This is a genomic window from Desulfosporosinus nitroreducens, from assembly GCF_023897015.1.
In the GTDB taxonomy this organism is placed as follows: Bacteria; Bacillota; Desulfitobacteriia; order Desulfitobacteriales; family Desulfitobacteriaceae; genus Desulfosporosinus; species Desulfosporosinus nitroreducens.
Genome location: NZ_JAMHFY010000005.1, coordinates 1 through 24,266, shown reverse-complemented (window position 1 = coordinate 24,266; position 24,266 = coordinate 1). Strand labels below are relative to the sequence as shown.

Below are 24,266 nucleotides of genomic sequence, written 5' to 3'. Positions count from 1 at the left end.
GTGTGCATCGTGCAGTTATTACGGGGATGGGTGTAATCTCTCCCTTGGGAAACGGCCTAGATGAATTTTGGAATAGTCTAATGGAAGGAAAATCTGGAATCGGGCAGTTGACACGTTTTGATACGACTGATTTGCCTACGAAGGTTGCTGCAGAGGTCAAAGACTTCGAACCAACGGATTGGGTTAGCAAAAAAGAGAGTCGCCACATGGATCGCTTTGCCCAATTTGCCATAGCAGCAGCTAAGATGGCGGTTCAAGATGCTAAGCTGGATTTAGAAAACGAAGATAAAGAACGAATTGGAACTGTTATGGGTTGTGGAATTGGCGGTGTGACATCGTTTGAGGACCAAAAAGAGGTGCTGATGAGTAAAGGGAGCAGTCGGGTTAGCCCATTTTTTGTTCCGATGCTGATTAGTAACATGGCAGCAGGGCATATATCCATTGAGTTTGGCTTGCAAGGTTCAAGTATGACGATTGTTACAGCCTGTGCTTCAGCAACTAATGCCATTGGTGAAGCGCTAAGATTGATTCAACGCGGAGAAGCTGATGTCGTACTCTGTGGAGGGACAGAGGCCCCAATCACTAAGCTGGCGTTTGCCGGTTTTTGCTCAATGAAGGCAATGTCAACCGAAAATGAACTGTTTGAGCAAGCCTGCCGTCCTTTCGACAAACGTCGGAGCGGTTTTGTCATGGGAGAAGGTGCAGGGGTATTGGTGCTGGAGTCCTTGGAACATGCCAAGGCCCGCGGTGCACACATCTACGCCGAATTAGCCGGCTATGGCAGCACTTCGGATGCTTACCATATTACAACTCCTGTCCCTGGGGGTGCAGGAGCTATTCGTTCGATGCGTCTTGCCTTAAAGGATGCAGGGGCAAGTACTGAAGAGGTTAATTATATCAATGCGCATGGAACAGGCACTGGGCCTAATGATGTGACAGAAACCGTTGCCATTAAAAGTCTCTTTGGAGATTACGCACCAAAGTTAGCTGTCAGTTCGACCAAATCTATGACTGGTCACTTAATGGGAGCTGCCGGAGCGATCGAGGCGGTTATTTGCGCGCTGGCCATAGAACGGGGAGTCATTCCGCCCACAACCAACTATGGAGAGCCAGACTTAGAATGCGATCTGGACTATGTGCCAAATACCTCTCGCAAGCAAGAAGTAAATGTAGCGATGTCCAATTCGTTAGGTTTCGGCGGACATAATGCCACCATTGTCTTGAAGAAATTGCCTAAAGACAAGGAGATCTAAGCTATGGTCGACAAAAAGTCTAACATTACTGAGAACTCCAAGAAAACAGGAGGGAGGTCAGGGCGAAAAAAGTACGCCCTGACTTCTCTAAAACTTGAACCAGGAGTTAAGCTGGCTAAACGATTGGAATTGGGGATTCCGCCAAATCGGCTGTTTACAACAGCGTTAACCCATCCCTCATATGTGTTTGAAAATCCACAGTTTGGCAAAGAAAATAATCAACGCCTAGAGTTTTTGGGAGATGCGATTTTAGATTTTGTCGTTGCAGAATATCTCTATTTAAGTTACCCAGACCGACCAGAAGGAGAACTTACGAAGATGCGCGCGGCTGTTGTCAATGAAACAACATTAGCTCGTAAGGCCCATGAGATTGAGTTAGGTCAAGAATTGTTATTAGGTAAGGGTGAGCTGGTCTCAGGCGGTCGTGAGAGGCCCTCAATTTTGGCAGATGCGTGGGAAGCGGTTATCGGAGCGATTTATCTGCAATATGGATTTCAAGAAGCCAGAAGAGTAATTTTAGAGTTGCTTAAGCCTTCGATTGATGAAGTGGCCAAAGGAAATTACGGGGATTACAAAACGGTGTTACAGGAAAAAGCACAACGGGAAGAAAAAGAGGTAAGCTATCAGATCCTTTTGGAAGAAGGTCCTGATCACAATAAATGCTTTACTGCTGGAGTCTTTATCGAAGGGGACCTGAAGGGGAAAGGAATGGGCAGGACGAAAAAAGAAGCGGAGCAACATGCTGCTAAGCAAGTCCTAGACCGTTGGGGGAGTGAGAACGATGACTAAACCTGAGGATTTCCCGATTTTCTTGAAGGGGATTCATATTCAGGGATTTAAGTCGTTCGCTGATTCTGTTAAGTTAGAGCTAGGTCAGGGATTAAGCGTCATTGTAGGCCCAAATGGGAGCGGAAAAAGTAATGTCGCTGATGCGGTTCGTTGGGTTTTGGGAGAACAAAGCGCCAAAAGCTTGCGAGGGTCCAAAATGGAGGACATTATTTTTTCAGGAAGTACACAGCGTCGTCCTGTTGGAATGGCTGAAGTTTCCCTGATTTTTGATAATACGACTGGAATATTTCCGTTGGACTTTCGGGAAGTCACGATTACCCGAAGAGTCTATCGTGATGGGGATGGGCAATATCTCATCAATAAAGCGGCTTGCCGACTAAAAGACATTCAAGAACTATTTATGGATACGGGAGCTGGAAAAGAAGGATTTTCGATCATTGGGCAGGGGCGGGTTGAGGAAATTTTAACCCTGAAATCAGAAGAACGCCGATCACTAATCGAAGAGGCGGCGGGGATTACTAAGTATCGCTCCAGAAAGCGCGAAGCTTTAAAGCGTCTGGATGCTACGACACTGAATCTCCAACGCATTGACGATATTGTACAAGAAATTGAGGGGCAACTGACTCCTCTGGCTGCCCAAGCCCAAGTGGCCGAACAGAGCCTTGCTCTTTCGAATGAGCAAAAACGCATAGAAATTCAGGCGGTTGTGCTTGACATCTCTGAGGTTAAGCAAAAGTTATCAAAAGCTGCGCAGGATTTAGAAATCTTGCAAGCCAGTGTCATGGAAACTCAAGCTAGCTTAGGACTTAAGGAAACTCAGAATCTAAAGCTAAAGGATGAACTGCAACAAATAGATGATGAGATACAGCAGAAACAAGAAAGGGTTTTCCAAGCCGAACAGGCTTTAAATTCCTTGAAACATGACCAAAATCTTCGTCAAGAACGCTTTAATTATTTTGACGAGCAAACGGCAAGTTTAACCCAAGAGATCCTCGGGGATGAGGGGAGAATCAACCATTTACAGGAGCGGATCAAAACTCTTGTCGCAAAACAAGCGGTTTTAAAGCATACTGTTGAAGAATCTCAGCTGAAAGTAAATGCCCAAGAACAGAGACTGTCTGAGATAAGAGAAAATACATTAGCGAAGGATATTGAGCGGCTAAAAACCGACCTTTTCCAAGCACTGACAGAGCAAGCCAATTGGTCGAATGAATTGACAGGTACGCGTCATACTCTTGCCTCTCTTGAACAGCAAGTTTCTCACATAGAACAAGAGCAAGAGATAAAAGATAAAGAACATAAGTCCTTGGTTGAAACTGGCAGTAATCAGGAAAAAGAACTGCTTCAGCTAGTGGGACAAGCTCAAGTTACTGAAAAAGAAGAGTCGGGGCTAAAGTTGGAGTTAGATAAGCTGAAAGCCCTGCGTCAAGAAAAAGGCTTGGCATTCCAGAAACAAAAAACTCTCACAGATCACTCCAGAGCCCGTTTGCATGCGTTGCAATCTTTAGAAGATTCCTTAGAAGGCTATCAACGTGGGGTTCGCGAGGTAATGCTAGCCAAGAAAAAAGGAGTTAAAGATTGTCTGGGCCTCTGTGGAACGGTTGTTGATTTGATCACGGTGGAAGAAAAATATGAGCTCGCTGTGGAAACCGCCTTAGGAGCAGGGATGCAAAATGTGATCGCCGAGGATGAACAGTCGGCAAAAAAAGCTATTGCTTATTTGAAGACACATCAATTAGGACGAGTAACTTTCCTTCCTCTCGATGTTATTCAAGGATACCGAATGTCTGTGAACCAAGCGGTAGAGAAGGACGGCGGATATATCGGACTTGCCGTCGACCTGGTTACTTATACTAAGTCATATCGACCCGCGATGGAGTTCCTTTTGGGCCGTATTGTGGTTGTTACCGATATGGAGGCAGCAACTCGGATTGCGAGAGCATCTGGATATAAGTTGCGGATTGTGACTTTGGAGGGAGACCAGGTTTATCCGGGTGGCTCTATTAGTGGTGGAAGTATTCAGCGTAAAGGTGGAAATCTACTCGCAAGGTCTCGTGAAATCGAGACTCTTCGTGTCGGCTTAGTACAATTGGAAAAAGACTTAGCCCAAAAAGAACAGGAATGCTTAGCAAATGATAAACGACAAAGAGAACTTCAAGAAAATATTGAGATAACAGGCTTGAAACTGCGCAATGAGCGAGACCTACAGGTTAAGCTTAGAGCGTTGCACGAAAACGTGCTGAGTCAGATTCGAAGGTTGGCAGGAGATTTGTTGGGTTTAAGTTTGCGGCATGGGGAAACTGCAGAGCAAAAGAACGAACTGCTTATCCGTTTAGCTAGTTTAACGGAACGTATGGAAGCCGCGGAAAAGACCTCGGTTCATTTGCGTGAGGAGTTTAATCTTAGAGAGTCTGAAGCTAAAACTGTGGCTGAAGAGATCGAAATTTACGTAGAAAAACTAACCCAGGATAAGATCCAGCTTGCTAAGTGGGAGCAAGAATTAACTCAATGCATGGACCAACTGGTGCAAGAGCGTAAAGGAATTCGTGAAAGCGAATTAAATCTTACAGAGAAGAGGCAGAAGAAGGTTAGTATTGAGCAGACCCGTCGGAACGTTGAAGAGGAATTAGAGTCGTTGAGCCAACAGCTTGTGGACCATGCCAAAGTCCAAGAAGGGCAGCAGTATGACCTGATGCAATCCAGACAGTCCCGAGAAGGGCTATCTGGCCGCGTCGTTGAATTCGAGCAGGAGATTAATACCTTGCGCCAGGGGGCGCATACACTTGAACAGCGTCTACATGCTCATGAAATACGTGTTGTTCGTTGGGAAACGGAATGTGATGCTGGGTTAAATCGGTTAGCTGAAGAATTCTCCCTGACCTGGGAAGAGGGGATGCTTTATCAGACCGAAGAAGAAAGGGCCGTTCTGTGGAAAAGAGTTCAAGATATCAAACGGCAAATTGAGGAATTAGGTCCTATCAACCAAGCTGCTATTGAAGAATATCCTAAAATCCTTAAACGACGAGAATTTATGTTAGCCCAGCAAAATGATTTGGTGGAAGCTAACCAGACTTTGCGTCAATTGATATCCGAACTTGATAAGACGATGAGTGAACGATTTATTGAAAGTTTTAATGCTGTGAATAAGGCTTTTCAAGAAGTATTTAAAGAACTTTTTGATGGCGGACACGCCGAGCTTCAATTAGTCGACCCAGAACTTATCCTGGAAACGGGCGTTGAGATTATAGCTCAGCCTCCAGGTAAAAGACCACAGCTCCTGTCCCTTCTATCGGGAGGAGAACGGGCCTTAACTGCAATTGCCATTTTGTTTGCTCTCTTGAGAGTTAAACCAAGTCCTTTTTGTATCTTGGATGAGATTGAAGCTTCACTGGACGATGCAAATGTTCAGCGATTTGCCCAATATATTCACCGATTATCAGGTTCGACTCAGTTTATTGTGGTGTCTCACCGTAAAGGAACGATGGAATCAGCCGATGTTTTATATGGAATAACCATGGAGGAATCTGGGGTTTCCAAGTTGCTTTCTGTTAAGCTGGATGGGCGGCAGGAGACGGTTGGGATTGCTTAGATGTCGTGCCTAAGCCGCAGCCCTCGGTCATACGACGCAGAGCAAACTAACCGTTCAAGCTCTTGGCTTTGGGGAGCGGGGTTCCCGTCAGATGAGCCGTCCTTGGCTCACTGACGGCAGTGTACATCCGACGGCCATGGATGGACTAGTGTCCTTGTAGCCATGGACGGCGAGAAGGGACCCTGTACACTGCCCCGTATCTGGGGTCGCTTGAACGGAAGTTTGCTATTCTGCTTATGTAAAGACGTCGCGATTGTGTGACACTGCGTCCTGGGACTTGGGACGAGAGGGACGTTGCTAGGGAGAAGGCACATTTCATGTGCGCCTTCCTCAGGATGAGATGGGGACTGTTGAGTGGGATCGGTTCTCGTGCATCGAAAAAGACGAAGGGCAATCAGTTGCATGTTTATCGATCCACGAACTACGAACCACGAACCACGAACCACGAACCACGATTAGGGAGGATGTTAAACCATGGCAGGTTTTTTTTCAAAGCTTAAAGAAGGTCTTACCAAAACCCGACAGAATTTTGTTGAAAAAGTAGAAGAAGTTTTCACGGGGCGGAAGAAAATTGATGAAGAGTTATATGAAGAATTGGAAGAGGTGTTAATTCGGTCAGATGTAGGTGTGAACACTTCTTTCGAATTGGTTGAACGGTTGCGTAAGGAAGTTAAACAGCGTAAACTTTCAGATCCGAATGAGCTTACAGCGGTTCTTCAAGAATTGATTGCAGAGTTGTTGGGGGAAGAATCAAGTCTTACTTTTGCCAAGCAGGGTCCAACTATTATTCTCGTGGTTGGGGTCAACGGGGTTGGTAAAACTACGACGATTGGAAAGCTTGCCAATTGGTTAAAAAGGGATGGAAAAAGGGTTATAATGGCGGCAGGGGATACTTTTCGGGCTGCTGCCATAGACCAACTGGAAGTTTGGGGAGAGCGATCCGGTGTAGAGGTGATCAAGCAACGAGAAGGGGCTGACCCGGCAGCGGTTGCCTATGATGCGGTGCAAGCTGCTAAGTCGCGCAATGTTGATGTTGTGATTGTGGATACTGCTGGTCGACTCCATAATAAAGTGAATCTAATGGAAGAATTGCGGAAGGTTAAACGGGTGATGGATCGAGAAATCCCTGGGGCACCACATGAGGTTTTGCTGGTGCTTGATGCGACGACTGGACAAAATGCTTTGCAACAAGCAAAGTTGTTTCAGGAAGTTGCGGGAGTTACAGGGATTGTTTTGACGAAGTTGGATGGAACAGCGAAAGGGGGGGTTGTCCTGGGAATTCAAGGGGAAACCCATATTCCGGTGAAATGGATTGGAATAGGTGAAGGAATGGAAGACCTGCGTCCGTTCGTTCCTGAGGATTTTGCGTCTGCACTCTTTGGTACTAGTCAGAAAGTATAACTTTCGTTGTATACTTTCTGGAAGGTCCCTTCTCGCCATCTATGGCTACAGGGACACTTGGCCATCCATGGCCAGCGCATCAGTGCAACTAAGGCTGCCGCCTGCGCCTGTGGCTGCAAGAAAGCTAACACGTGCGAAGACATTGTCTTCGGGCGCCAGCCAAGTTTTCTTAAAAACTTGATGAGGGGGAGTAGGCTCTGACAAACTTTGCACTTATCGGGGGAACAGGGCTTGAATATTTTGAGCTGACTGAACAGCGCGTTATCTCTGTGGAAACTCCTTACGGAACAGTTGAACCTGTTATTAGCAAATTAGGTAAGCATGATCTGGTTTTTATGAGCCGACATGGTCGAGACCATGCGACTCCTCCTCATCTTGTCAATTACCGAGGAAATATTTGGGCGTTGCGCGAGCTGGGGGTGCGAAAGGTCGTTGCTACAGCGGCTGTAGGCTCTCTATCCCCGAATTACCACTTAGGCGAGTTGGTGTTGCTTGATCAGTTTCTGGATTTTACTAAGAGTCGTCCACAGACATTCTATGAGGGTGGGCAACAAGGGGTACTCCATGTGGACATGACTGAGCCCTATTGTTCCGAAATGCGACAATTGATTGTAGATGCCTCAAAGCATCTGGGACTTGTGGTTAAGAACGGGGCATGTTATGTTTGTACTGAAGGTCCTCGTTTTGAAACTCCTGCAGAGATTCGGATGTTTCAGCACCTTGGGGCTGACCTTGTCGGAATGACAAGTGTTCCTGAAGTCGTGTTGGCTCGGGAACTGGGGATGTGTTACGCCTCCATCGGGATGGTTACGAATGAAGCAGCGGGGATTGCTGATCATCCGTTAAGCCATGCGGAAGTTATGAAGAGCATTAAGGAATTGGAGATAAACGTTGCACAACTCATTCAAACGACCTTTGAGTTATTGACTCCTAGTCAGAAATGTCTATGTGCCTTGGCAAATGCCGAAGTCGGTAAATTTTAAGAGAGGTGGTGGGACGTTGAAATCGATTGAATGGCTAGGGAATGCCTTGCGTATATTAGATCAGAGCAAGCTTCCAGTAGAGATTGTCTATCGGGATGCAGTGTCTTATGAGGGTGTAGCAGAAGCTATTGAAAATATGGAAGTGCGTGGTGCACCGGCTATTGGAGCTGCCGTTGCTTATGGATTTGTGCTAGGAGCGTTAGAGTACGAAGGAGATAGAGACGGCTTACCCAACTTTATGGAACGGGTCCAAGCCAGGCTCGCAGAGACTCGTCCCACGGCAGTCAATTTGTTTTGGGCCCTGCGAAGAATGGAAGATCGATTGCGTGAATGTTGGGATATGGATGATTTAGAGGATGTACGCCGGGTCTTGACTGAAGAAGCGGGTCGGATTGCCGAAGATGATCGCCGCATGAACCGTCTTATTGGGGAACATGGAAATGAGATTGTCCCGGACAAAGCTAATATTCTAACTCATTGTAATGCAGGGGCCTTAGCTACTGTGGAATATGGAACTGCCCTAGGGGTTATTCGAACTGCTCATACGGCTGGTAAAATGATTCATGTCTATGCAGATGAAACGCGTCCACTATTACAGGGGGCACGTCTAACTGCGTTGGAACTTCAGCGAGACAAGATTCCAGTGACCCTTATAACGGACAATATGGCCGGGTATTTAATGCAACAAGGAAAGGTCGACCTTGTGATTGTAGGAGCGGACCGAATCGCAGCTAACGGGGATACAGCTAACAAGATCGGAACTTATTCTGTAGCTGTCTTGGCGCACGCTCACGGCATTCCGTTTTATGTAGCGGCGCCAACGTCTACTATTGATTTAAAAGTAGCGAGCGGCCAAGAAATTCCGATCGAAGAACGGCCTGCTAAGGAAATCAGAGAATGCTTTGGGGTAGCAATTGCACCAGAAGAGGTTAATGTATTTAACCCGGCGTTTGACGTTACTCCAGCTAAATATATTACCGGAATAATAACTGAAAAAGGGATAGTGTCCGCGCCTTATTCAGTTAATCTCCTTAAATTGATGGTTCGATCTTGATTTAGAGGGAGTAATCCCTTAGTCTAAGCCGTGAATCTTAATCTTGATGACGGCTGTAAGGAGACAAAAGACTATGACTAAGATTTTAATTCATGCTATGGTTTTACCCATGACTGGAGCAGATGCGTTTTTTCCTCAGGGGGAAATTTGTATTGAGGATGACAAAATTGTTTCAGTAGGAGTGCTGGGCTCTGCGCCGGCCGGTTTTGAGCCTGAACGAATTTTGGAATTACCTAATGATGTGGTTATGCCTGGCTTAATTAATACTCACACTCATGCGGCCATGACGCTTCTCAGGGGTTATGCAGATGATCTGCCGCTAATGCCGTGGCTTAATGAAAAAATATGGCCTTTCGAAGATAAATTGACAGATGAGGATATTTATTGGGGAACCTCCATAGCACTTTGCGAAATGATCCGTTCTGGAACTACTACGATGCTCGACATGTATGCTTCGATGGATCAAGTTGCAAGTGCGGTACTCCTTGCTGGGACCCGAGCTGTGCTTTCTCGAGGGCTGATTGGGAATGGGCCTAACGGGGAACGTGCTTTACAAGAAAACATTGAATTAGTACGCCGGTATCATGGAACGGGTGATGGGCGGTTGAGTATTATGTTTGGTCCTCACGCCCCTTATACTTGCTCAGCAGACTATCTTAAAAAGGTTAAAGTTGAGGCTGACCGCTTGAAGGTAGGAGTTCATATTCATGTGGCGGAGACTCAAGATGAGATTAACATTGTGAGAGAACAGTACGGAAAGACCCCTGTCCAATGGTTGGATGAGCTGGGGCTTTTTAGTGGGCATGTTGTGGCGGCTCACTGTGTGCACTTAACTGCAGAGGATATAGAAATTTTAGCTCGTCAGAACGTTTGTGTCGCACATAATGCTGAAAGCAATATGAAGCTGAGCAGTGGAACAGCCCCAATTACTGAGTTGCGTGCCAAAGGGGTTGTTGTAGGACTCGGAACGGACGGTGCCTCAAGTAATAACAATCTTGATCTGTTTGGGGAAATGCGCTCAGCAGCCTTCCAACAAAAACTTAGAGTTAATTCAACCGTACTTCCCGCCTATGAAGTACTGGAAATGGCAACAGTGGGCGGGGCACAAACGTTAGGACTTGAAGATGTCGGAGTGTTGGCTCCAGGGTTTAAAGCGGATTTGATCACGATCGATATGGATCAACCGCATTTTTATCCTCGTTTTTCAATCCCAGCACATTTGGTTTATGCTGCCCATGCTGGAGACGTCCGTACGGTGATGGTAGACGGTAAGTTTCTTATGGAAGACCGAAGACTATTGACAATGGATGTAGGTAAAGTTTGCCAAGAAACTGAAACTCGAGCAAAGCGAATTGCAATGGATTTGAATGTTAAGTAATAACACTTGACAAACAATAAAATTTAGTCTAATATTCCGTTGTAAAGTAAAAACGCTTTACAGGGGGTTGTAATGGAGAAACTCGCCAAAAGGGCTCTCTTAGTTGATTTTTATGGCCCGCTTCTAACTGAAAAGCAAAGAAACGTTTGGGATCTTCATTATCAACAAGATCTTTCGTTAACTGAAATCGCTGAAGTGGAGCATATCAGCCGTCAGGCTATTCACGATTTGCTCAAACGCACAGAAAGGATCCTCGATGAATATGAGGATAAATTAGGACTTGTGCAGAGGTTTTGGACGGAACGTGAGAAGTTGATAGAGGTTCAGACTTTATTACAAGGGTTAACTAAACTGGATTTTTCTAGTCTGGCAGCCTATGAACGGCACCAAAAGATACGTACTATGATTGAAGATGTTTTTGCCAACATCGCGGCTTACTGAGGTCAGTAATCAGAGGTCGGAAGTCAGATGCCAGAGGTCAGAATACGTGGGTAATTACAGCCTAAGACAGACTTTGGCATCTGTGTTTGAATTTGCCCTATTGTGGTTACTTACAGTAATGCAAAAGAGTACGGAACTCTCATTTATCGAGGTGGGACTTTGGGAAGTGGATCAAATCGAAAGCGGGGACAGGCATGTTTCAAGGACTAAGCGAAAAACTCCAAGAAACATTTAAGCGGCTTAAAGGAAAAGGTAAATTAAAGGAAGCAGATGTCAGTGAGGCCATGCGAGAAGTTCGTGTTGCTTTACTGGAGGCGGATGTTAACTTTAAGGTAGTCAAGGACTTCGTGGCCAAAGTTAAGGAACGTTCGATCGGACAGGAGGTCCTTGAATCCCTTTCACCGGCACAACATGTTATTAAGATTGTTCATGAAGAAATGATTGAACTCATGGGTGGTGCAACAGGTAAAATCCTAATTGCATCAAAACCGCCTACCGTGATTATGTTAATTGGTCTTCAAGGGGCAGGAAAAACAACTCATGCGGCCAAATTGGCTAACATGTTAAAAAAACAGGGGAAACATCCTTTGCTTGTGGCGTGTGATATTTACCGTCCTGCAGCGATTAAACAATTACAGGTTTTAGGAGACCAACTGAAAGTTCCAGTCTTTTCTATGGGACAGGATAACCCAAGGGATATTGCTAAAGCAAGCATCGTGCATGCTAATCAAAACGGGCAAGATGTAGTCATTATTGATACGGCTGGACGTTTGCATATTAACGAAGAATTAATGGGTGAGCTTCGAGATATTAAAAGCTCTGTCAAACCTCATGAAATTTTGTTAGTTGTAGATGCTATGACAGGGCAGGATGCAGTCAATGTAGCAGAGTCATTTCACAGTGATTTAGGACTTGACGGCGTCATTCTCACAAAGCTCGATGGAGATACGCGCGGGGGTGCTGCGCTTTCTATTAAAGCGGTGACTGGGTGTACTATAAAGTTTGTTGGGATCGGGGAAAAAATGGATGCCATTGAATCTTTCCACCCTGATCGAATGGCTTCACGAATCTTAGGAATGGGCGATGTCCTTACCCTGATTGAAAAGGCACAAGAGTCTTTTGATGAGAAAAAAGCCAAGGAAATGGAACAAAAGCTGCGGAAACAGGAATTTACATTCGATGATTTCTTAGATCAGATGCAGCAGATGAAAAAAATGGGTCCGCTTTCCTCGATTTTGGAAATGATTCCCGGAGTAGGGAAACAGTTAAAAGATGTACAGATAGATGAGAAGGACACCGCACATATTGAAGCAATTATCCGGTCGATGACGACAGAAGAACGTCGGAAGCCAGTATTAATAAAAGATTCTCGTAAAAAGAGGATTGCTAAAGGCAGTGGCACCTCTGTTCAAGACGTAGGGCGTTTACTAAAGCAGTTTGAACAAATGCAAAAAATGATGAAGCAATTCTCGGGTGGTGGCATGGGAATGCTCGGAGGCGGGAAAAAAGGTAAGAAGGGTAAGAGACCTAAGTTCCCTTTTCCGACGGTATAGGGGGACTTGTGTCACCCAGCGTTCGGTGCTTACGACGCAGAGCAAACTAACCGTTCAAGCTCCTTTCTTTGGGGCGCGGGGTTCCCGCCAGATGAGCCATCCGCGGCTCACTGGCGGCAGTGTACATCCTTGTACACTGCCCCGGTCTTGGGTCGCTTGAACGGAAGTTTGCTTAGCTGCTTACGTAAAGACGTCACGCTGTGTGACACTGCGTCCCGGGTCTTGGGGACGAGGGACGTTGCTTGGGAGACGGCACATCAATGTGCATCGTCTGATGAAATTAGATGCAAGTCTTACAAGTTGCGGGAGAAGGCACATTTCATGTGCGCCTTCCAGTGCAAGTTGGGAACGGTTCTTGAGTCTCATTAGGCCGGTTGCTGTTTGGGCCACGCTGGCGAGACACACGCTTGGGACTTAGACCAAGAGAAATGTGCTGAATAATTTTGATGGACACACGCTGTAATATATAGCGTTGTTTATATAATAAACTTACTTTAATTGAGTTTTACTCTGTCTTAAAGTTTAGTTGAACTAAAATAGGGGCAAAATGTGCGATGTGAGATATTGAATGGATGACATTCGAGCCTCGAACTTCGAACTTCGAACCTCGAATTGGAGGAGGTGAAAACATGGCTACCAAAATTCGTCTGTGCCGCATGGGCGCGAAAAAGAATCCTTTCTATCGTATGGTAATTGCTGACGCTAGAGCTCCTCGTGATGGTCGTTTCATTGAGCAAATTGGATATTATGATCCGACTAAAAGCCCTGTAGTTCTTAACATTGATGAGGAAAAGGCTATGAAATGGTTATCAACTGGAGCTCAGCCTTCAAATACTGCAAAGTCTTTGCTGAGTCAAGCTGGTATCATGACCAAATTCCACGAGTCCAAGAACTAACTGTAGAGTTTGGGGGGTGGTTCCTGTGAAGGAACTTGTAGAAATCCTCGCGAAAGCGTTGGTAGATCGAACTGACCAAGTTCTTGTTGTCCAGTCTGAGACAGAAAAGAGCGTGCATTTGCAGTTAACAGTCGCTCCTGAAGACATGGGGAAAGTGATTGGGAAACAGGGGAAGATCGCGAACGCTATTCGTACGCTGGTTAAAGCGGCTGCCGTCAAAGATGGGCGCCGAGTTCATATGGACATTGATCAATAACGTTGAGAAGGGCCAAGTGCCCTTCTCAACGTTTTAAACTTAATCTTTTGGAAAGGGGCAAGGATTATGGATGAAGTACTGATTGGAGAGGTGTTGCGTCCGCATGGACTTAGCGGTGAGTTGAGGGTTTATCCGTTGACGAACGACCCTGAACGCTTTTTGAAACTGCAGGAAGTCATTTTGCGACGCGGGGAGACCAATCAACACTTTAAAGTTATCAAAGCCCGTTTACAAATGGAATTTGTTTTACTCGAAGTTGAGGGGATAGATTCTGCGGATCAGGCAGAAAAATACCGAGGGTGGGAAGTGCGAATTGATCGTTCGGATGTACTCCCGCTTAAAGAGGGATGGTATTATTTCGAGCTAGAAGGGATGCAAGTCTACGAGGGAGATCTCTTATTAGGAACCCTGTCTCAGGTTTTGGAAACTGGGGCGAATGACGTCTATGTAGTTAAAGGCGCTAATGGGGAACTATGTATTCCGGCCCTTAAAAGTGTTGTTCAAAACGTTGATGTCCCTGGTCGACGCATGGATGTTATACTTCCAGCCGGGCTTCGAGATTAGCCGTTCGAACCACGATCGACGAATATCGAACCACGATTAGGTTGGAGGATTGATCTACATATGATAAAGATTACGGTGTTAACATTATTCCCTGAGATGTTCGTACCTTTGCATGAAAGTATTTTAAAACGAGCGCAAGAAGCGGGTTTAATGGAGATTAACTTGGTAGATTTCCGTGATTATGCTGCTAGTAAACATAAAAATGTGGATGACGTTCCCTATGGAGGGGGAGCAGGAATGCTCTTAAAGCCTGAACCGATTTTTGCAGCAATAAGGGATTTACCCCAGACCTGCAACCAACGGAGGCTTATTCTCATGTCACCACAAGGCCAGGTTTTTCATCAGGAAAAAGCTAAACAATGGTCTGCTCATAAAGAACTCGTCTTTATATGCGGGCATTATGAAGGATTTGATGAGCGAGTTCGAGAGTTGGCCGATGAAGAAGTCTCCCTAGGAGACTACGTTTTGACTGGCGGGGAGCTTGCTGCAATGGTTATGATTGATGCCGTGGCCAGGCTCATTCCTGGAGTTCTCGGAGAAGAGGTTTCAGCCGAGGAGGATTCACACAGTATTGGCGGTCTCTTGGAATACCCTCAGTATACTCGTCCAGCTGAATTTGAAGGGCGGAAGGTGCCGGAAGTTTTGTTATCCGGACATCACGCACAGATAAAGCGTTGGCGAAGAAAAGAGTCTCTAAGACGGACTTTTTTAAGACGTCCAGATTTGATCAGTGAGATTACTTTTGGAGCGGAAGACTATCTCATTTTAGAAGAACTTATTCTTGAGCACGAGGAAATTGCCTCATGGCGTGGGAAATGGCAACATCTTTGTCCTCCACCAAAACGACGGCGGCGATCTTCGAAAAAATTATCTGAAATATAGAATCAGAGGTGGCCTCTGGTTTCAGGAACTGCGTTGGGAGGAATTTCTCCATGTCAGATATCTACTTAGCTCTAGTCCATTCCCCTGTATACAATAAAAATATGGAGACAGTCGCTACTTCAATTACCAACTTAGATCTGCATGATATTGCTAGGTGTTCAACCACCTATGGGGTAAAACGATATTTTGTAGTTCATCCCGCGGAAGCCCAACGTCAGTTAGCGAAACGTATTATGGGCTTTTGGCAAGAGGGTTTCGGGGCTGAATACAATCCGGATCGTCAAGAAGCATTCGCACGAGTTAAAATTGCAAATAATTTGGAGGAAGTCTATGCTGAGATTGAAGCTGAACACGGAGTTGCCCCTATTAAAGTGGCGACAGATGCACGTAAATATGCCAATACAGTTACTTATGCACAGCTTCGTAAGGATATAAGAACTATAGAAACTCCAATTCTTTTACTGTTTGGTACGGGATGGGGACTGCTCAAAGAAGATGTTGAGAAGATGGATCTGATTTTAGAGCCGATCTATGGACCGACTGATTATAATCACTTATCTGTACGTTCAGCAGTCTCAATAATCTTAGATCGCCTACGCGGACATTGAGCACGGATTATCTACAGGTAAAGGAAGATGCTCTTGAAATTTGTTGCATAACTAAACAGGTTGTGATAATATAAATTGGTCTGATATAGATGGTCCGCTCGCTGTGAATCAGTGTATGAACATCTAGGCAAGGAAGGGGGGATTTTTAATGGATTATATTCGCATGATTGAAGAAGAACAAATGAAGAAGGATCTTCCTAACTTCCGCCCAGGTGATACGGTTCGTGTACATGTGCGCATTGTTGAGGGAACTCGTGAACGTATTCAGGTTTTTGAAGGGCTTGTCATCGCAATGAAAGGTGGCGGCATTCGAGAGACTTTTACAGTTCGACGTGTCTTCGCTGGAGTCGGGGTAGAACGAACTTTCCCTTTGCATTCACCACGCTTGGAAAAAATTGAGGTGGCTCGTCGGGGTATTGTTCGCCGGGCTAAGCTTTACTATTTACGTGGACTATCAGGTAAGGCGGCACGGATTCGCGACCGTCGTATCGGCTAGGAAATAATTGAGCTGGAGCAATCTGGCTCTTTTTTTTTACTTGTCAGAAGCATAATCCGACTGGCCATCCGTGGTCGCTATATCGAACATTCTTGCTCAAGTCATGCGGATAGAGGGACACTTTACATATCCTGCGGACACACGGGTTTACAGAGACATGGCTTCTTTATACCGTCAAAAATCGCAGACTTTGCAGTAATAGAGCAACCAAATGATTAATAATAGATTTTTATGCTTCTTTAGCGTATGCTCCGAGGAATCTTGTTCATACTAAAGAGTAGTTCAAGAGGGGAGCGTTACGATGGAAAATAAGAGAACAAAGACAAAATGGCTTTTGGGTATTATTGGCGTAGTTATACTGGCTGGCGGAATATTGCGTTGGGTAGTATTTCAACCGTATTTGATTCCAACTCCCTCCATGGAACCTGGCATGGCTCCGGGAGACCACATTCTCGTTAATCGTCTTTCGTACCGCTTCTGGGCTCCAACTCGAGGAGATGTTGTAGTGTTTGCCTTTCCCAAGGATTTAAAGCGAACCTTTGTAAAACGGGTTATTGCGGCTGAAGGCGAAACTGTAGAATTGCGTGATAATAAAGTTTTTGTAAATGGGGATGCTATTCCTGAACCTTACGTTAAACCCGGTGATTACCCCCCCTATGGTCCGGAAAGGGTGCCGGAGGGAAAGGTCTTTGTCTTAGGAGATAATCGCCGTGAGAGTGAAGACTCGAGAGAATGGGGGCTTCTTCCCAAGAACTATCTGTTAGGAAAAGCATGGTTAGTATATTACCCTTTTCAGAGGTTTAGATTTATTTCGAGAGCAAGTTAAATATATGAGCTAAAGAAAAGTTTGAGAAGGATGAAGAGAGGTTTTCATGAGTATTCAATGGTTTCCGGGACATATGGCTAAAACGAGACGGCTTCTGTTAGAACAACTAAAATGGGTGGATGTTGTGTTAGAACTTGCAGATGCGAGGATACCGGTCAGCAGTCGTAATCCAATGCTGAATAATTTGCTTGGCAATAAGGCGAGGTTGCTGTTGCTTAACAAAGCTGATTTAGCGGATTCTAATTGGACGTCGAAGTGGCTTAAGCACTTAAAAGAATTGAGTCCTGTTTACGCTGTTAGTGCAACTACAGGGGTAGGTGTTAAACAGATCGTACCGGAACTTGAACGCATGGTCCTTGCTAAACAAGCAAAACAAGCTGAAAAGGGTATTCGCCCACAAATGATAAAAGTAATGATTGTAGGTATTCCAAATATCGGAAAGTCCTCCTTGATTAACCAATTGACAGGTGGAGCTCAAGCAAAAGTGGGTAACAAACCAGGCGTTACTCGAGGAAATCAATGGGTGCGGATTCATGAACGAGTTGAGCTGTTAGATACGCCGGGAATGTTATGGCCGAAGTTTGATGATGTTGAAGTCGGAAAAAAACTAGCAGCACTTGGGGCCATAAAAGATGATGTTTTTGATATTGAGGAACTGTCGAATTGGATTATCGACTGGTTAAATCTACATTCCCCAAATTCTCTGTCCCGCTATAAGATCGAAGAATCTGAGGTTACACTGGAGAGCTTAGGTCGTAAACGGGGATGCTTAATTCATGGTGGACGTGTCGATACGCTTAAAGCAGCTCAAATATTTCTTAGGGATCTTCGAATGGGACAACTTGGACCAATAACTATGGATCATCTTGATAAATAAAAATATTATGTAAATAAAAAAACATTAGTAAATTTCTAAATATTGAAACTATTGCGTGTATATTGAAGATTGATAGCTAGATAAGAGGTAATTGCCTCTGCATGTCGAAATGAATTTTAGGGAGAGAAGAGGAGAAAAGTGTGGAACCGTTATCCCAAATGAATATTCGGGAAGTTCAAGAAGCACTCTATAGAGATCCTTCCCCTCGTATGATATGTGCTTGTCAGAACGACTCGCGTCAGGGAGTTCGCAGACTAGCAGTTCAACTTGTCAAGTACCAGCAGGCACAAGCGCTGGAACAAGCTCGTATACAACAACTGCTCGTTGAAGAAAACAAGCTTTGGAAGCAAGGTTATTTATTGTTAGCAGGAGTTGATGAAGCAGGTCGCGGACCGCTGGCGGGGCCGGTTGTCGCTGGAGCCTGTATTCTGCCGGCAAAATTTGATCTTCCTGGGCTAAATGATTCCAAGATGCTGACAGAAAGTAAACGGGAAAAGCTCTTTATACAAATTCAAAAGCAGGCGATTGATTATGCTATCGGAAGTGCTGAACCGGCAGAGATTGATGCCCTAAATATTTTGCAGGCAACGAAATTAGCTATGAAGCGCTCCATAGAAGGCTTGACAATTCGCCCTCATTATTTACTAATAGACGCCTTAAATCTTCCAGATGTACAACTTCCACAGCTTCCTCTCATAGGGGGTGACCACTTAAGTGCGTCAATCGCGGCGGCCTCGATTTTAGCGAAGGTGACCCGTGATCGACTAATGGTTCAACTTCATTCTCTCTATCCGGAATATACGTTTTCTAAGAACAAAGGGTATGGCACAAGTGAACACATGCAGGTTCTAAAGCGCTTAGGGCCATGTCCGCTTCACCGCAAAAGTTTTGCACCGGTGAGGCAAGAGACATCTATTAGCTAAAGCAAGAAATTACGGAAAACACTATTAAATTGACCGAAATCTATGGTTGTGGCAAAATATGAGTAGCTAATAGAAGCATGATATCAGAAATTTTTATGAAGGGAGGTAATCCGAATGTATGATAATAATTTTGCTGGTGTAGGTGTGTTTCTTGTTGGAGCAATGGCAGTATCCATCATTATGATGATTATGCCAAAATTGCTAGCGCCCAACAAACCGCATAAAGAGAAGTTGACAACTTATGAATGTGGTAACGAGACCATCGGAAGAACATGGCTTGGATTCAAGAGCAATTATTTTATGTATGCTTTAGTTTTTGCAGCTTTTAGTGTTGAAACAGTTTTCTTGTATCCTTGGGCCTTAACATTCCAAAAACTGGGGACATTTGCCTTTGTGGAGATGTTTATCTTTATTGTCATTCTCTTAGTTGGTTTCTGGTATGCTTGGAAAGAAGGTGCTCTAGAGTGGATGTAGCTTCAGAAAAACGTCTTCGTGAAGAAGAAACGTTGATAGAAAAAAATGTTTTAGTTACTACGATTGATAAGGCCTTGAACTGGGCAAGAGGGCATTCCTTTTGGCCGGTTACTTTGGGCTTAGCTTGCTGTGCGATTGAAATGATGGCTACTGGCGGACCTCGTTATGACATTTCCCGCTTTGGATATGAGGTTTTCCGTGCCTCACCTCGTCAAGCCGATGTCATGATCGTTGCGGGGACTTGTACTCGTAAGATGGCTCCCCTGTTAAGAAGAATTTATGACCAAATGCCTGAGCCAAAATGGGTGATCGCCATGGGTAGTTGTGCGAATGCAGGAGGTCCCTTTGTCGATTCCTACTCCATGCTTGCGGGCGTCGATAAAATCTTACCAGTAGACGTTTACATCCCAGGTTGCCCTCCAAGGCCAGAATCCTTAATTTATGGGCTTTTGCAACTTCAATATAAAGTTTCAAATCCCGCTAAGGTGAGGTTAATGAGACATGGAAAATAAAGTATTGAGCCGCTATGTAAACGAACTTGCCTCCCGTGTTAACGGTGTAGTCGAAGAAAGTTTTGGGGTACTCGTGTTGAAAGTTCAAGCGACCTACATCATTGAAGCGTTAACGGGAGCCAAAAGCTTTCCCGATGTCCCATGTGATTTTCTGCACGATTTATGTGGAGTAGACAGTGGGGACCATATTGAAGTCGTCTATCAATTATCAAGCCTCCATGGACCGCAGCTCATGAGAGTGAAGGCAACTATGGACCGTGAAAACCCGGTGATTGACTCCGTAACTCGCATTTGGGAGGGCGCAAACTATCTTGAGCGTGAAGCGTATGATATGTTTGGCATCAAATTTAAGGGACATCCCAATTTAAAACGTATTTACATGTGGGATGATTTTGAAGGATATCCGTTGCGCAAAGATTATGTGACTGAACCCATAGAGGTTCGAAATGTCGTGCGTACACGAATAGAAGGGGAATAGGGGGAAACGTCATGTCTATTGAAAAAACAGAAGAACTGATCTTAAACATGGGCCCCCAGCACCCGAGTATGCACGGTTTGTTCCGCATGGTGGTCCATTTAGCAGGAGAAACAGTTACGAATATTGAGCCTAAAATCGGATATTTACATCGGGGTATGGAAAAACTAGCCGAAAGTCGAACCTATTCACAGTTCATTCCTTATACGGATCGGTTGGACTACTTGGCGTCTCCGCATAATAACTGGGCCTACGTACAAACTGTTGAGAAGCTCATGGGGGTTGAAATTCCAGAACGCGCTGAGTATCTGCGGGTTATCTTCGGGGAACTTGCCCGGATTGCCAGCCATCAGGTCTGTATTGCCAGTACAGCACTTGATATGGCGGGCTGGTCAGCCTGGTCTTATGCTTTCCGTGATCGTGAACGGATTTGCGATATGTATGAGATGACCGCAGGAAGTCGCTTGACAGTTAACATTATGAGAATAGGAGGAATGAGTGCAGAGCCACCGGAAGAATTCTGGCCTGCCTTACAATCGTTCCTTGACGACACACCAGAGATGCTTGAAGAATATTATGGCATCTTTTTTGGAAATGAAATTGCTATGGGTCGGTTAAAGAACGTGGGTATCTTAACCAAGGAAATGGCGGAAAACCTGTCGATCACGGGACCCGTCTTACGAGCGTCCGGTGTCGATTATGACGTGCGTAAAGCGGAACCTTACAGTATCTACGACCGATTTGATTTTGATGTGCCTGTTCGAACGGGTTGCGATAGCTATGATCGTACTATAATTCGGATGGATGAGATCGTGGAAAGTATCAAAATCATCAAGCAAGCAGTACGTGATATTCCTGGCGGTCCGATTATGGCTAAGGTGCCTAAAGTTATTAAGCCTCCTGTGGGGGAAGTATATCACCGTGTTGAGAACCCCAAAGGGGAACTAGGATTTTATATTGTCAGTGACGGAACAACTAAGCCGACACGGCTCCGTATCAGACCAGCTACATTCATAAACTTACAAATGCTCCCGATAGTAGCCAAAGGCTGGAAAATTCAAGATGTTGTAGCTATTTTCGCCACCTTAGATGCTGTATTGGGTGAAGTTGATAAGTAGTAAATTGCGATGAGGGGAGAATAAGATGGAGACTCTAAATTACCTGTTGGAGACTCTAAATAATCTGTTTTTGATTATTGCGGATGCCATCCGTGGTCTTTTTGCGGATCCCCAATCAGTTTGGGCTAATTTAACCATGAATGTCATTAATTTTATCATCGTGGTTATCATTGTTGTCCTGGCTGCTTTGATTTTGATCTTACTTGAACGCAAAGTAGCAGGTTGGACTTCACAAAGGCCAGGGCCCAATCGTCTCGGTCCGCGCGGATGGTTTCAGACTATAGCTGATGCATTAAAACTCATGGGTAAAGAAGATGTTACCCCGGCCGGTGCAGATAAGCTTATTTTTAAAATTGCACCAATGATTATCTTCTGTCTCCCAATGATGACCTTGGCTGTCATACCTTATGGGAAGGATATGGCACCGATAAATATTGATTTAGGTATCTTATACTTTGTAGCTATCTCCTCAATTTCAACCCTGTGTTTCTTAATGGCTGGATGGGGATCCAATAATAAATACTCCTTACTTGGGGGGATGAGGGCAGTAGCTCAAATGATCAGTTACGAAATCCCCTTGCTCTTCTCCTTACTCGGGGTCGTTATGATCACTCAGTCGTTTAACTTAGGGGTTATCGTAGAAGCTCAAGGCACTATTCCTTTTATTGTTCTTCAACCTCTGGCGTTTGTAATTTTTATGATTGCGGGCTTGGCAGAACTTAACCGAGCACCGTTCGACCTGGTTGAAGCGGATCAGGAAGTGGTTGCAGGGCCGTTTACAGAGTATACTGGACTTCGCTGGGGATTATTTTTCCTTGGAGAGTACGGAAACATGACGGCAATGTCTGCACTTGCTGCTACGGTATTTTTAGGCGGTTGGCAGGGTCCTGCTTTCCTGCCGGGTTATGTTTGGTTCTTCATGAAAGTTGGGGTTATGATTTTCATGATGATGTGGGTTCGGTGGACCTTCCCAAGGATTCGAATTGACCATTTAATGCACTTGGCGTGGAAGGTCTTGTTACCGCTTTCAATAGTGAACATTTTGTTAACGGGTCTGGGAATTTACATTTACCGATTCGTGATGGGAGGGTGACACAGTGTTTGGTAAAGGTCTACTACAAGGTTTAGGCATCACATTCAAACGCATGGTCGGTCCGAATATCACTGAGTTTTACCCTGAGGAAAAACCTAACCTTCCGACTAGGGTGCGTAGTTCCATGGGGCTCGAACGGGATAAGTGCATATCATGCAATATGTGCGCTATGGCCTGCCCTAACTCAGTTATCAAATTGACCAGTGAAAAGAATGAAGCCAATAAAAAAGTTCTAAAAACGTATCATATGGATGTAGGTCGCTGTCTGTTCTGTGGTATGTGTGCTGAGGTTTGTCCTACAAAGGCTTTGAAAGTTACTCAAGAATTTGAAAACGCGATTTATGAGCCGGAAGACATGCAATGGGATATGATTAAACGCGCCGAGCGAAAAGGGAAGGTGGAGTGAGCGTGAGCACAATCGTTTTCTTTATTTTTGCGATTCTGTCGATTGCAGCAGCTTGGAGTGTTGTGACCTCTAAGAACATTGTGCACAGTGCGCTCTATCTGGCTCTGTCTTTCTCTGGAGTTGCTGTGCTGTATATTCTCATGAATGCAGATTTTTTGGCAGCGGTTCAGTTATTGATCTACACTGCAGCAGTATCCCTCATGGTCGTCTTTGCGGTGATGCTGACCTTGCGTGGAGATATCTGTGAGAGCAATACTGAAAACCGAAGTTGGTTAGCGGGAGCCCTTGTTTCGGGATCGGTCTTTGTCATCATAGCGCTAGTGATTCTCACGAATCCGGACTGGCGGGTTTTGGCCGAACCGTGGACGAGCGGCGGATCAGCGGAGGATCTTTCCCTGCTCTTGCTCTCTCGCTTTATGATTCCCTTTGAAGCAGCTGCAGTATTGCTCACCGTAGCCTTAGTGGGTGCCGTGATCTTGGCGAAGGGAGTGAACGAGAGCAAATGAGTTTAGCAAATTTTAGTGTGGGGCTTTCGACGTATCTCTTGGTGGGAGCAATGCTCTTTTGTATTGGACTATACGGAGTTTTTGCCAAGAGAAATATTATCGCTGTTCTAATGTCCATTGAGCTGATGCTTAATGCGGTAAATATTAATTTTGTGGCGTTCAACCGGTTTATTTGGAACGAAAAGATCGACATTCACTATGTGCTTACAGGGCATGTAGCAGCGCTTTTCGTCATTGTCGTCGCGGCGGCCGAAGTGGCTGTCGGTTTGGCCTTGATTATTACAATTTATCGTAATCGTCAATCCACCAATGTCGACGAATTAACTTGGTTGAAGTGGTAAGAGAGACTATGGAGAAGGTAGGTGTTCAAGGAAATGCATGATCTCTTTCAGTGGGCGTGGTTAATTCCTGCTTTGCCCTTCTTGTCGTTCCTAATCATCGCCTTTGTCACGAAACGATCCAAAAGACTGTCTTCCACAGTGTCAATTCTCGCTATTCTCACCTCATTAAGCTTGGCTATAGCTATAGGCCTAGGCGTTATTCAGGCGGGTGCGGAAATTGTGGAACATCCTGCGATCGTAAATGTGAATTGGCTTAATATTGTGGGGTTAAAGATCAATTTTGGGACGATTGTTGATCCCTTAAGTGCCATGATGTTGTTTGTTGTTACGTTAGTAGCTTCGATGGTACAGATCTATTCGTTAGGATATATGCACGGAGACGAGGGCTTTTCGCGTTATTATGCGTACCAATCCTTATTTGCCTCGTCCATGCTCGGTATGGTACTCGCTACGAACCTCTTACAGCTCTTTATTTTCTGGGAATTAGTGGGACTCTGTTCCTACTTGCTGATTGGTTTTTGGTTCTTTAAAGTGTCGGCACGCGAGGCTGCTAAGAAAGCGTTCATGACCAC

The 24,266-nt window shown here is 45.1% G+C and carries 27 protein-coding genes; all 27 read left to right on the top strand.

Annotation, left to right across the window (positions count from 1 at the left end; translation table 11 throughout):
- Nucleotides 1-2: 2 nt before the first annotated feature.
- Nucleotides 3-1,253 carry a beta-ketoacyl-ACP synthase II gene (gene fabF / locus M8E35_RS07140; RefSeq protein WP_373887426.1) on the top strand — a complete coding sequence of 417 codons (1,251 nt, stop codon included), beginning with the start codon at nt 3-5 and terminating at the stop codon, nt 1,251-1,253.
- Nucleotides 1,254-1,256: 3 nt separating this feature from the next.
- Nucleotides 1,257-2,042, top strand: a complete 786-nt coding sequence (gene rnc / locus M8E35_RS07135) for a ribonuclease III (RefSeq protein ID WP_252468156.1) — start codon at nt 1,257-1,259, stop codon at nt 2,040-2,042.
- Nucleotides 2,035-5,631: a chromosome segregation protein SMC gene (gene smc, locus M8E35_RS07130; RefSeq protein ID WP_252468155.1), complete on the top strand. Its 3,597-nt coding sequence runs from the start codon at nt 2,035-2,037 to the stop codon at nt 5,629-5,631. The genes rnc and smc overlap by 8 nt, the downstream gene beginning before the upstream one ends.
- A 474-nt stretch (nt 5,632-6,105) precedes the next feature.
- Nucleotides 6,106-7,032 (top strand): signal recognition particle-docking protein FtsY, encoded by a 927-nt coding sequence (gene ftsY, locus M8E35_RS07125; RefSeq protein WP_073028242.1) that lies wholly within the window; start codon nt 6,106-6,108, stop codon nt 7,030-7,032.
- Nucleotides 7,033-7,229: 197 nt separating this feature from the next.
- A complete protein-coding gene (gene mtnP, locus M8E35_RS07120; RefSeq protein WP_289710727.1) occupies nt 7,230-8,015 on the top strand; it encodes an S-methyl-5'-thioadenosine phosphorylase in 786 nt (261 codons plus the stop codon).
- A gap of 16 nt (nt 8,016-8,031) precedes the next feature.
- Entirely contained in the window at nt 8,032-9,069 is a 1,038-nt protein-coding gene (mtnA, locus tag M8E35_RS07115; protein WP_252468154.1) for an S-methyl-5-thioribose-1-phosphate isomerase, read from the top strand.
- Between the two features lie 73 nt (nt 9,070-9,142).
- Entirely contained in the window at nt 9,143-10,447 is a 1,305-nt protein-coding gene (locus M8E35_RS07110) for an amidohydrolase (protein WP_252468153.1), read from the top strand.
- Nucleotides 10,448-10,519: 72 nt separating this feature from the next.
- The gene (locus M8E35_RS07105) at nt 10,520-10,888 is read left to right on the top strand and encodes a putative DNA-binding protein (RefSeq protein ID WP_252468152.1); all 369 of its coding nucleotides are present in this window, start codon (nt 10,520-10,522) and stop codon (nt 10,886-10,888) included.
- A 194-nt stretch (nt 10,889-11,082) separates the two neighbouring features.
- Nucleotides 11,083-12,441, top strand: coding sequence for a signal recognition particle protein (gene ffh / locus M8E35_RS07100; protein WP_252468151.1), 1,359 nt, complete (start codon nt 11,083-11,085; stop codon nt 12,439-12,441).
- 629 nt (nt 12,442-13,070) lie between these two features.
- A complete protein-coding gene (gene rpsP / locus M8E35_RS07095) occupies nt 13,071-13,337 on the top strand; it encodes a 30S ribosomal protein S16 (protein ID WP_073028236.1) in 267 nt (88 codons plus the stop codon).
- Nucleotides 13,338-13,362: 25 nt separating this feature from the next.
- Entirely contained in the window at nt 13,363-13,593 is a 231-nt protein-coding gene (locus M8E35_RS07090; RefSeq protein WP_073028235.1) for a KH domain-containing protein, read from the top strand.
- Nucleotides 13,594-13,659: 66 nt separating this feature from the next.
- On the top strand, nt 13,660-14,157 hold the full coding sequence (rimM, locus tag M8E35_RS07085) for a ribosome maturation factor RimM (RefSeq protein WP_252468150.1): 498 nt from the start codon (nt 13,660-13,662) through the stop codon (nt 14,155-14,157).
- Nucleotides 14,158-14,217: 60 nt separating this feature from the next.
- Complete coding sequence (gene trmD, locus M8E35_RS07080) at nt 14,218-15,039, top strand: tRNA (guanosine(37)-N1)-methyltransferase TrmD (protein ID WP_252468149.1); 822 nt, start codon at nt 14,218-14,220, stop codon at nt 15,037-15,039.
- Between the two features lie 50 nt (nt 15,040-15,089).
- Complete coding sequence (locus M8E35_RS07075) at nt 15,090-15,647, top strand: RNA methyltransferase (protein WP_252468148.1); 558 nt, start codon at nt 15,090-15,092, stop codon at nt 15,645-15,647.
- 148 nt (nt 15,648-15,795) lie between these two features.
- Complete coding sequence (gene rplS, locus M8E35_RS07070) at nt 15,796-16,143, top strand: 50S ribosomal protein L19 (RefSeq protein ID WP_007786333.1); 348 nt, start codon at nt 15,796-15,798, stop codon at nt 16,141-16,143.
- A gap of 301 nt (nt 16,144-16,444) precedes the next feature.
- A complete protein-coding gene (gene lepB, locus M8E35_RS07065) occupies nt 16,445-16,969 on the top strand; it encodes a signal peptidase I (RefSeq protein WP_229245257.1) in 525 nt (174 codons plus the stop codon).
- Nucleotides 16,970-17,015: 46 nt separating this feature from the next.
- Nucleotides 17,016-17,846, top strand: a complete 831-nt coding sequence (gene ylqF / locus M8E35_RS07060) for a ribosome biogenesis GTPase YlqF (protein WP_252468147.1) — start codon at nt 17,016-17,018, stop codon at nt 17,844-17,846.
- Between the two features lie 140 nt (nt 17,847-17,986).
- Nucleotides 17,987-18,769: a ribonuclease HII gene (gene rnhB, locus M8E35_RS07055; RefSeq protein ID WP_252468146.1), complete on the top strand. Its 783-nt coding sequence runs from the start codon at nt 17,987-17,989 to the stop codon at nt 18,767-18,769.
- Between the two features lie 114 nt (nt 18,770-18,883).
- Nucleotides 18,884-19,243, top strand: coding sequence for an NADH-quinone oxidoreductase subunit A (locus M8E35_RS07050; protein WP_073028229.1), 360 nt, complete (start codon nt 18,884-18,886; stop codon nt 19,241-19,243).
- On the top strand, nt 19,234-19,755 hold the full coding sequence (locus tag M8E35_RS07045) for an NADH-quinone oxidoreductase subunit B (RefSeq protein WP_229245253.1): 522 nt from the start codon (nt 19,234-19,236) through the stop codon (nt 19,753-19,755). The genes M8E35_RS07050 and M8E35_RS07045 overlap by 10 nt, the downstream gene beginning before the upstream one ends.
- Nucleotides 19,745-20,233 carry an NADH-quinone oxidoreductase subunit C gene (locus tag M8E35_RS07040; RefSeq protein WP_252468145.1) on the top strand — a complete coding sequence of 163 codons (489 nt, stop codon included), beginning with the start codon at nt 19,745-19,747 and terminating at the stop codon, nt 20,231-20,233. The genes M8E35_RS07045 and M8E35_RS07040 overlap by 11 nt, the downstream gene beginning before the upstream one ends.
- Nucleotides 20,234-20,244: 11 nt before the next feature.
- Nucleotides 20,245-21,348, top strand: a complete 1,104-nt coding sequence (locus M8E35_RS07035; RefSeq protein ID WP_252468144.1) for an NADH-quinone oxidoreductase subunit D — start codon at nt 20,245-20,247, stop codon at nt 21,346-21,348.
- Nucleotides 21,349-21,373: 25 nt separating this feature from the next.
- On the top strand, nt 21,374-22,441 hold the full coding sequence (gene nuoH / locus M8E35_RS07030) for an NADH-quinone oxidoreductase subunit NuoH (protein WP_229245250.1): 1,068 nt from the start codon (nt 21,374-21,376) through the stop codon (nt 22,439-22,441).
- A gap of 4 nt (nt 22,442-22,445) precedes the next feature.
- On the top strand, nt 22,446-22,847 hold the full coding sequence (locus M8E35_RS07025; RefSeq protein WP_073028222.1) for a NuoI/complex I 23 kDa subunit family protein: 402 nt from the start codon (nt 22,446-22,448) through the stop codon (nt 22,845-22,847).
- Nucleotides 22,848-22,849: 2 nt separating this feature from the next.
- Nucleotides 22,850-23,353, top strand: a complete 504-nt coding sequence (locus M8E35_RS07020; RefSeq protein ID WP_252468143.1) for an NADH-quinone oxidoreductase subunit J family protein — start codon at nt 22,850-22,852, stop codon at nt 23,351-23,353.
- A complete protein-coding gene (nuoK, locus tag M8E35_RS07015; RefSeq protein WP_034143437.1) occupies nt 23,350-23,694 on the top strand; it encodes an NADH-quinone oxidoreductase subunit NuoK in 345 nt (114 codons plus the stop codon). The genes M8E35_RS07020 and nuoK overlap by 4 nt, the downstream gene beginning before the upstream one ends.
- Before the next feature lie 21 nt (nt 23,695-23,715).
- Nucleotides 23,716-24,266: proton-conducting transporter transmembrane domain-containing protein (locus tag M8E35_RS07010; RefSeq protein ID WP_309446450.1), on the top strand; the 551-nt coding region annotated here is incomplete at its 3' end.

Coding starts and splice junctions, on each gene's coding strand:
- nuoH (WP_229245250.1), top strand. CDS start 21,374: ATGGAGACTCTAAATTACCTGTTGGAGACTCTAAATAATCTGTTTTTG.
- ftsY (WP_073028242.1), top strand. CDS start 6,106: ATGGCAGGTTTTTTTTCAAAGCTTAAAGAAGGTCTTACCAAAACCCGA.
- M8E35_RS07105 (WP_252468152.1), top strand. CDS start 10,520: ATGGAGAAACTCGCCAAAAGGGCTCTCTTAGTTGATTTTTATGGCCCG.
- M8E35_RS07050 (WP_073028229.1), top strand. CDS start 18,884: ATGTATGATAATAATTTTGCTGGTGTAGGTGTGTTTCTTGTTGGAGCA.
- trmD (WP_252468149.1), top strand. CDS start 14,218: ATGATAAAGATTACGGTGTTAACATTATTCCCTGAGATGTTCGTACCT.
- lepB (WP_229245257.1), top strand. CDS start 16,445: ATGGAAAATAAGAGAACAAAGACAAAATGGCTTTTGGGTATTATTGGC.
- rpsP (WP_073028236.1), top strand. CDS start 13,071: ATGGCTACCAAAATTCGTCTGTGCCGCATGGGCGCGAAAAAGAATCCT.
- rplS (WP_007786333.1), top strand. CDS start 15,796: ATGGATTATATTCGCATGATTGAAGAAGAACAAATGAAGAAGGATCTT.
- M8E35_RS07075 (WP_252468148.1), top strand. CDS start 15,090: ATGTCAGATATCTACTTAGCTCTAGTCCATTCCCCTGTATACAATAAA.
- M8E35_RS07040 (WP_252468145.1), top strand. CDS start 19,745: ATGGAAAATAAAGTATTGAGCCGCTATGTAAACGAACTTGCCTCCCGT.
- ylqF (WP_252468147.1), top strand. CDS start 17,016: ATGAGTATTCAATGGTTTCCGGGACATATGGCTAAAACGAGACGGCTT.
- rimM (WP_252468150.1), top strand. CDS start 13,660: ATGGATGAAGTACTGATTGGAGAGGTGTTGCGTCCGCATGGACTTAGC.
- M8E35_RS07035 (WP_252468144.1), top strand. CDS start 20,245: ATGTCTATTGAAAAAACAGAAGAACTGATCTTAAACATGGGCCCCCAG.
- M8E35_RS07110 (WP_252468153.1), top strand. CDS start 9,143: ATGACTAAGATTTTAATTCATGCTATGGTTTTACCCATGACTGGAGCA.
- nuoK (WP_034143437.1), top strand. CDS start 23,350: ATGAGTTTAGCAAATTTTAGTGTGGGGCTTTCGACGTATCTCTTGGTG.
- ffh (WP_252468151.1), top strand. CDS start 11,083: ATGTTTCAAGGACTAAGCGAAAAACTCCAAGAAACATTTAAGCGGCTT.
- rnc (WP_252468156.1), top strand. CDS start 1,257: ATGGTCGACAAAAAGTCTAACATTACTGAGAACTCCAAGAAAACAGGA.
- smc (WP_252468155.1), top strand. CDS start 2,035: ATGACTAAACCTGAGGATTTCCCGATTTTCTTGAAGGGGATTCATATT.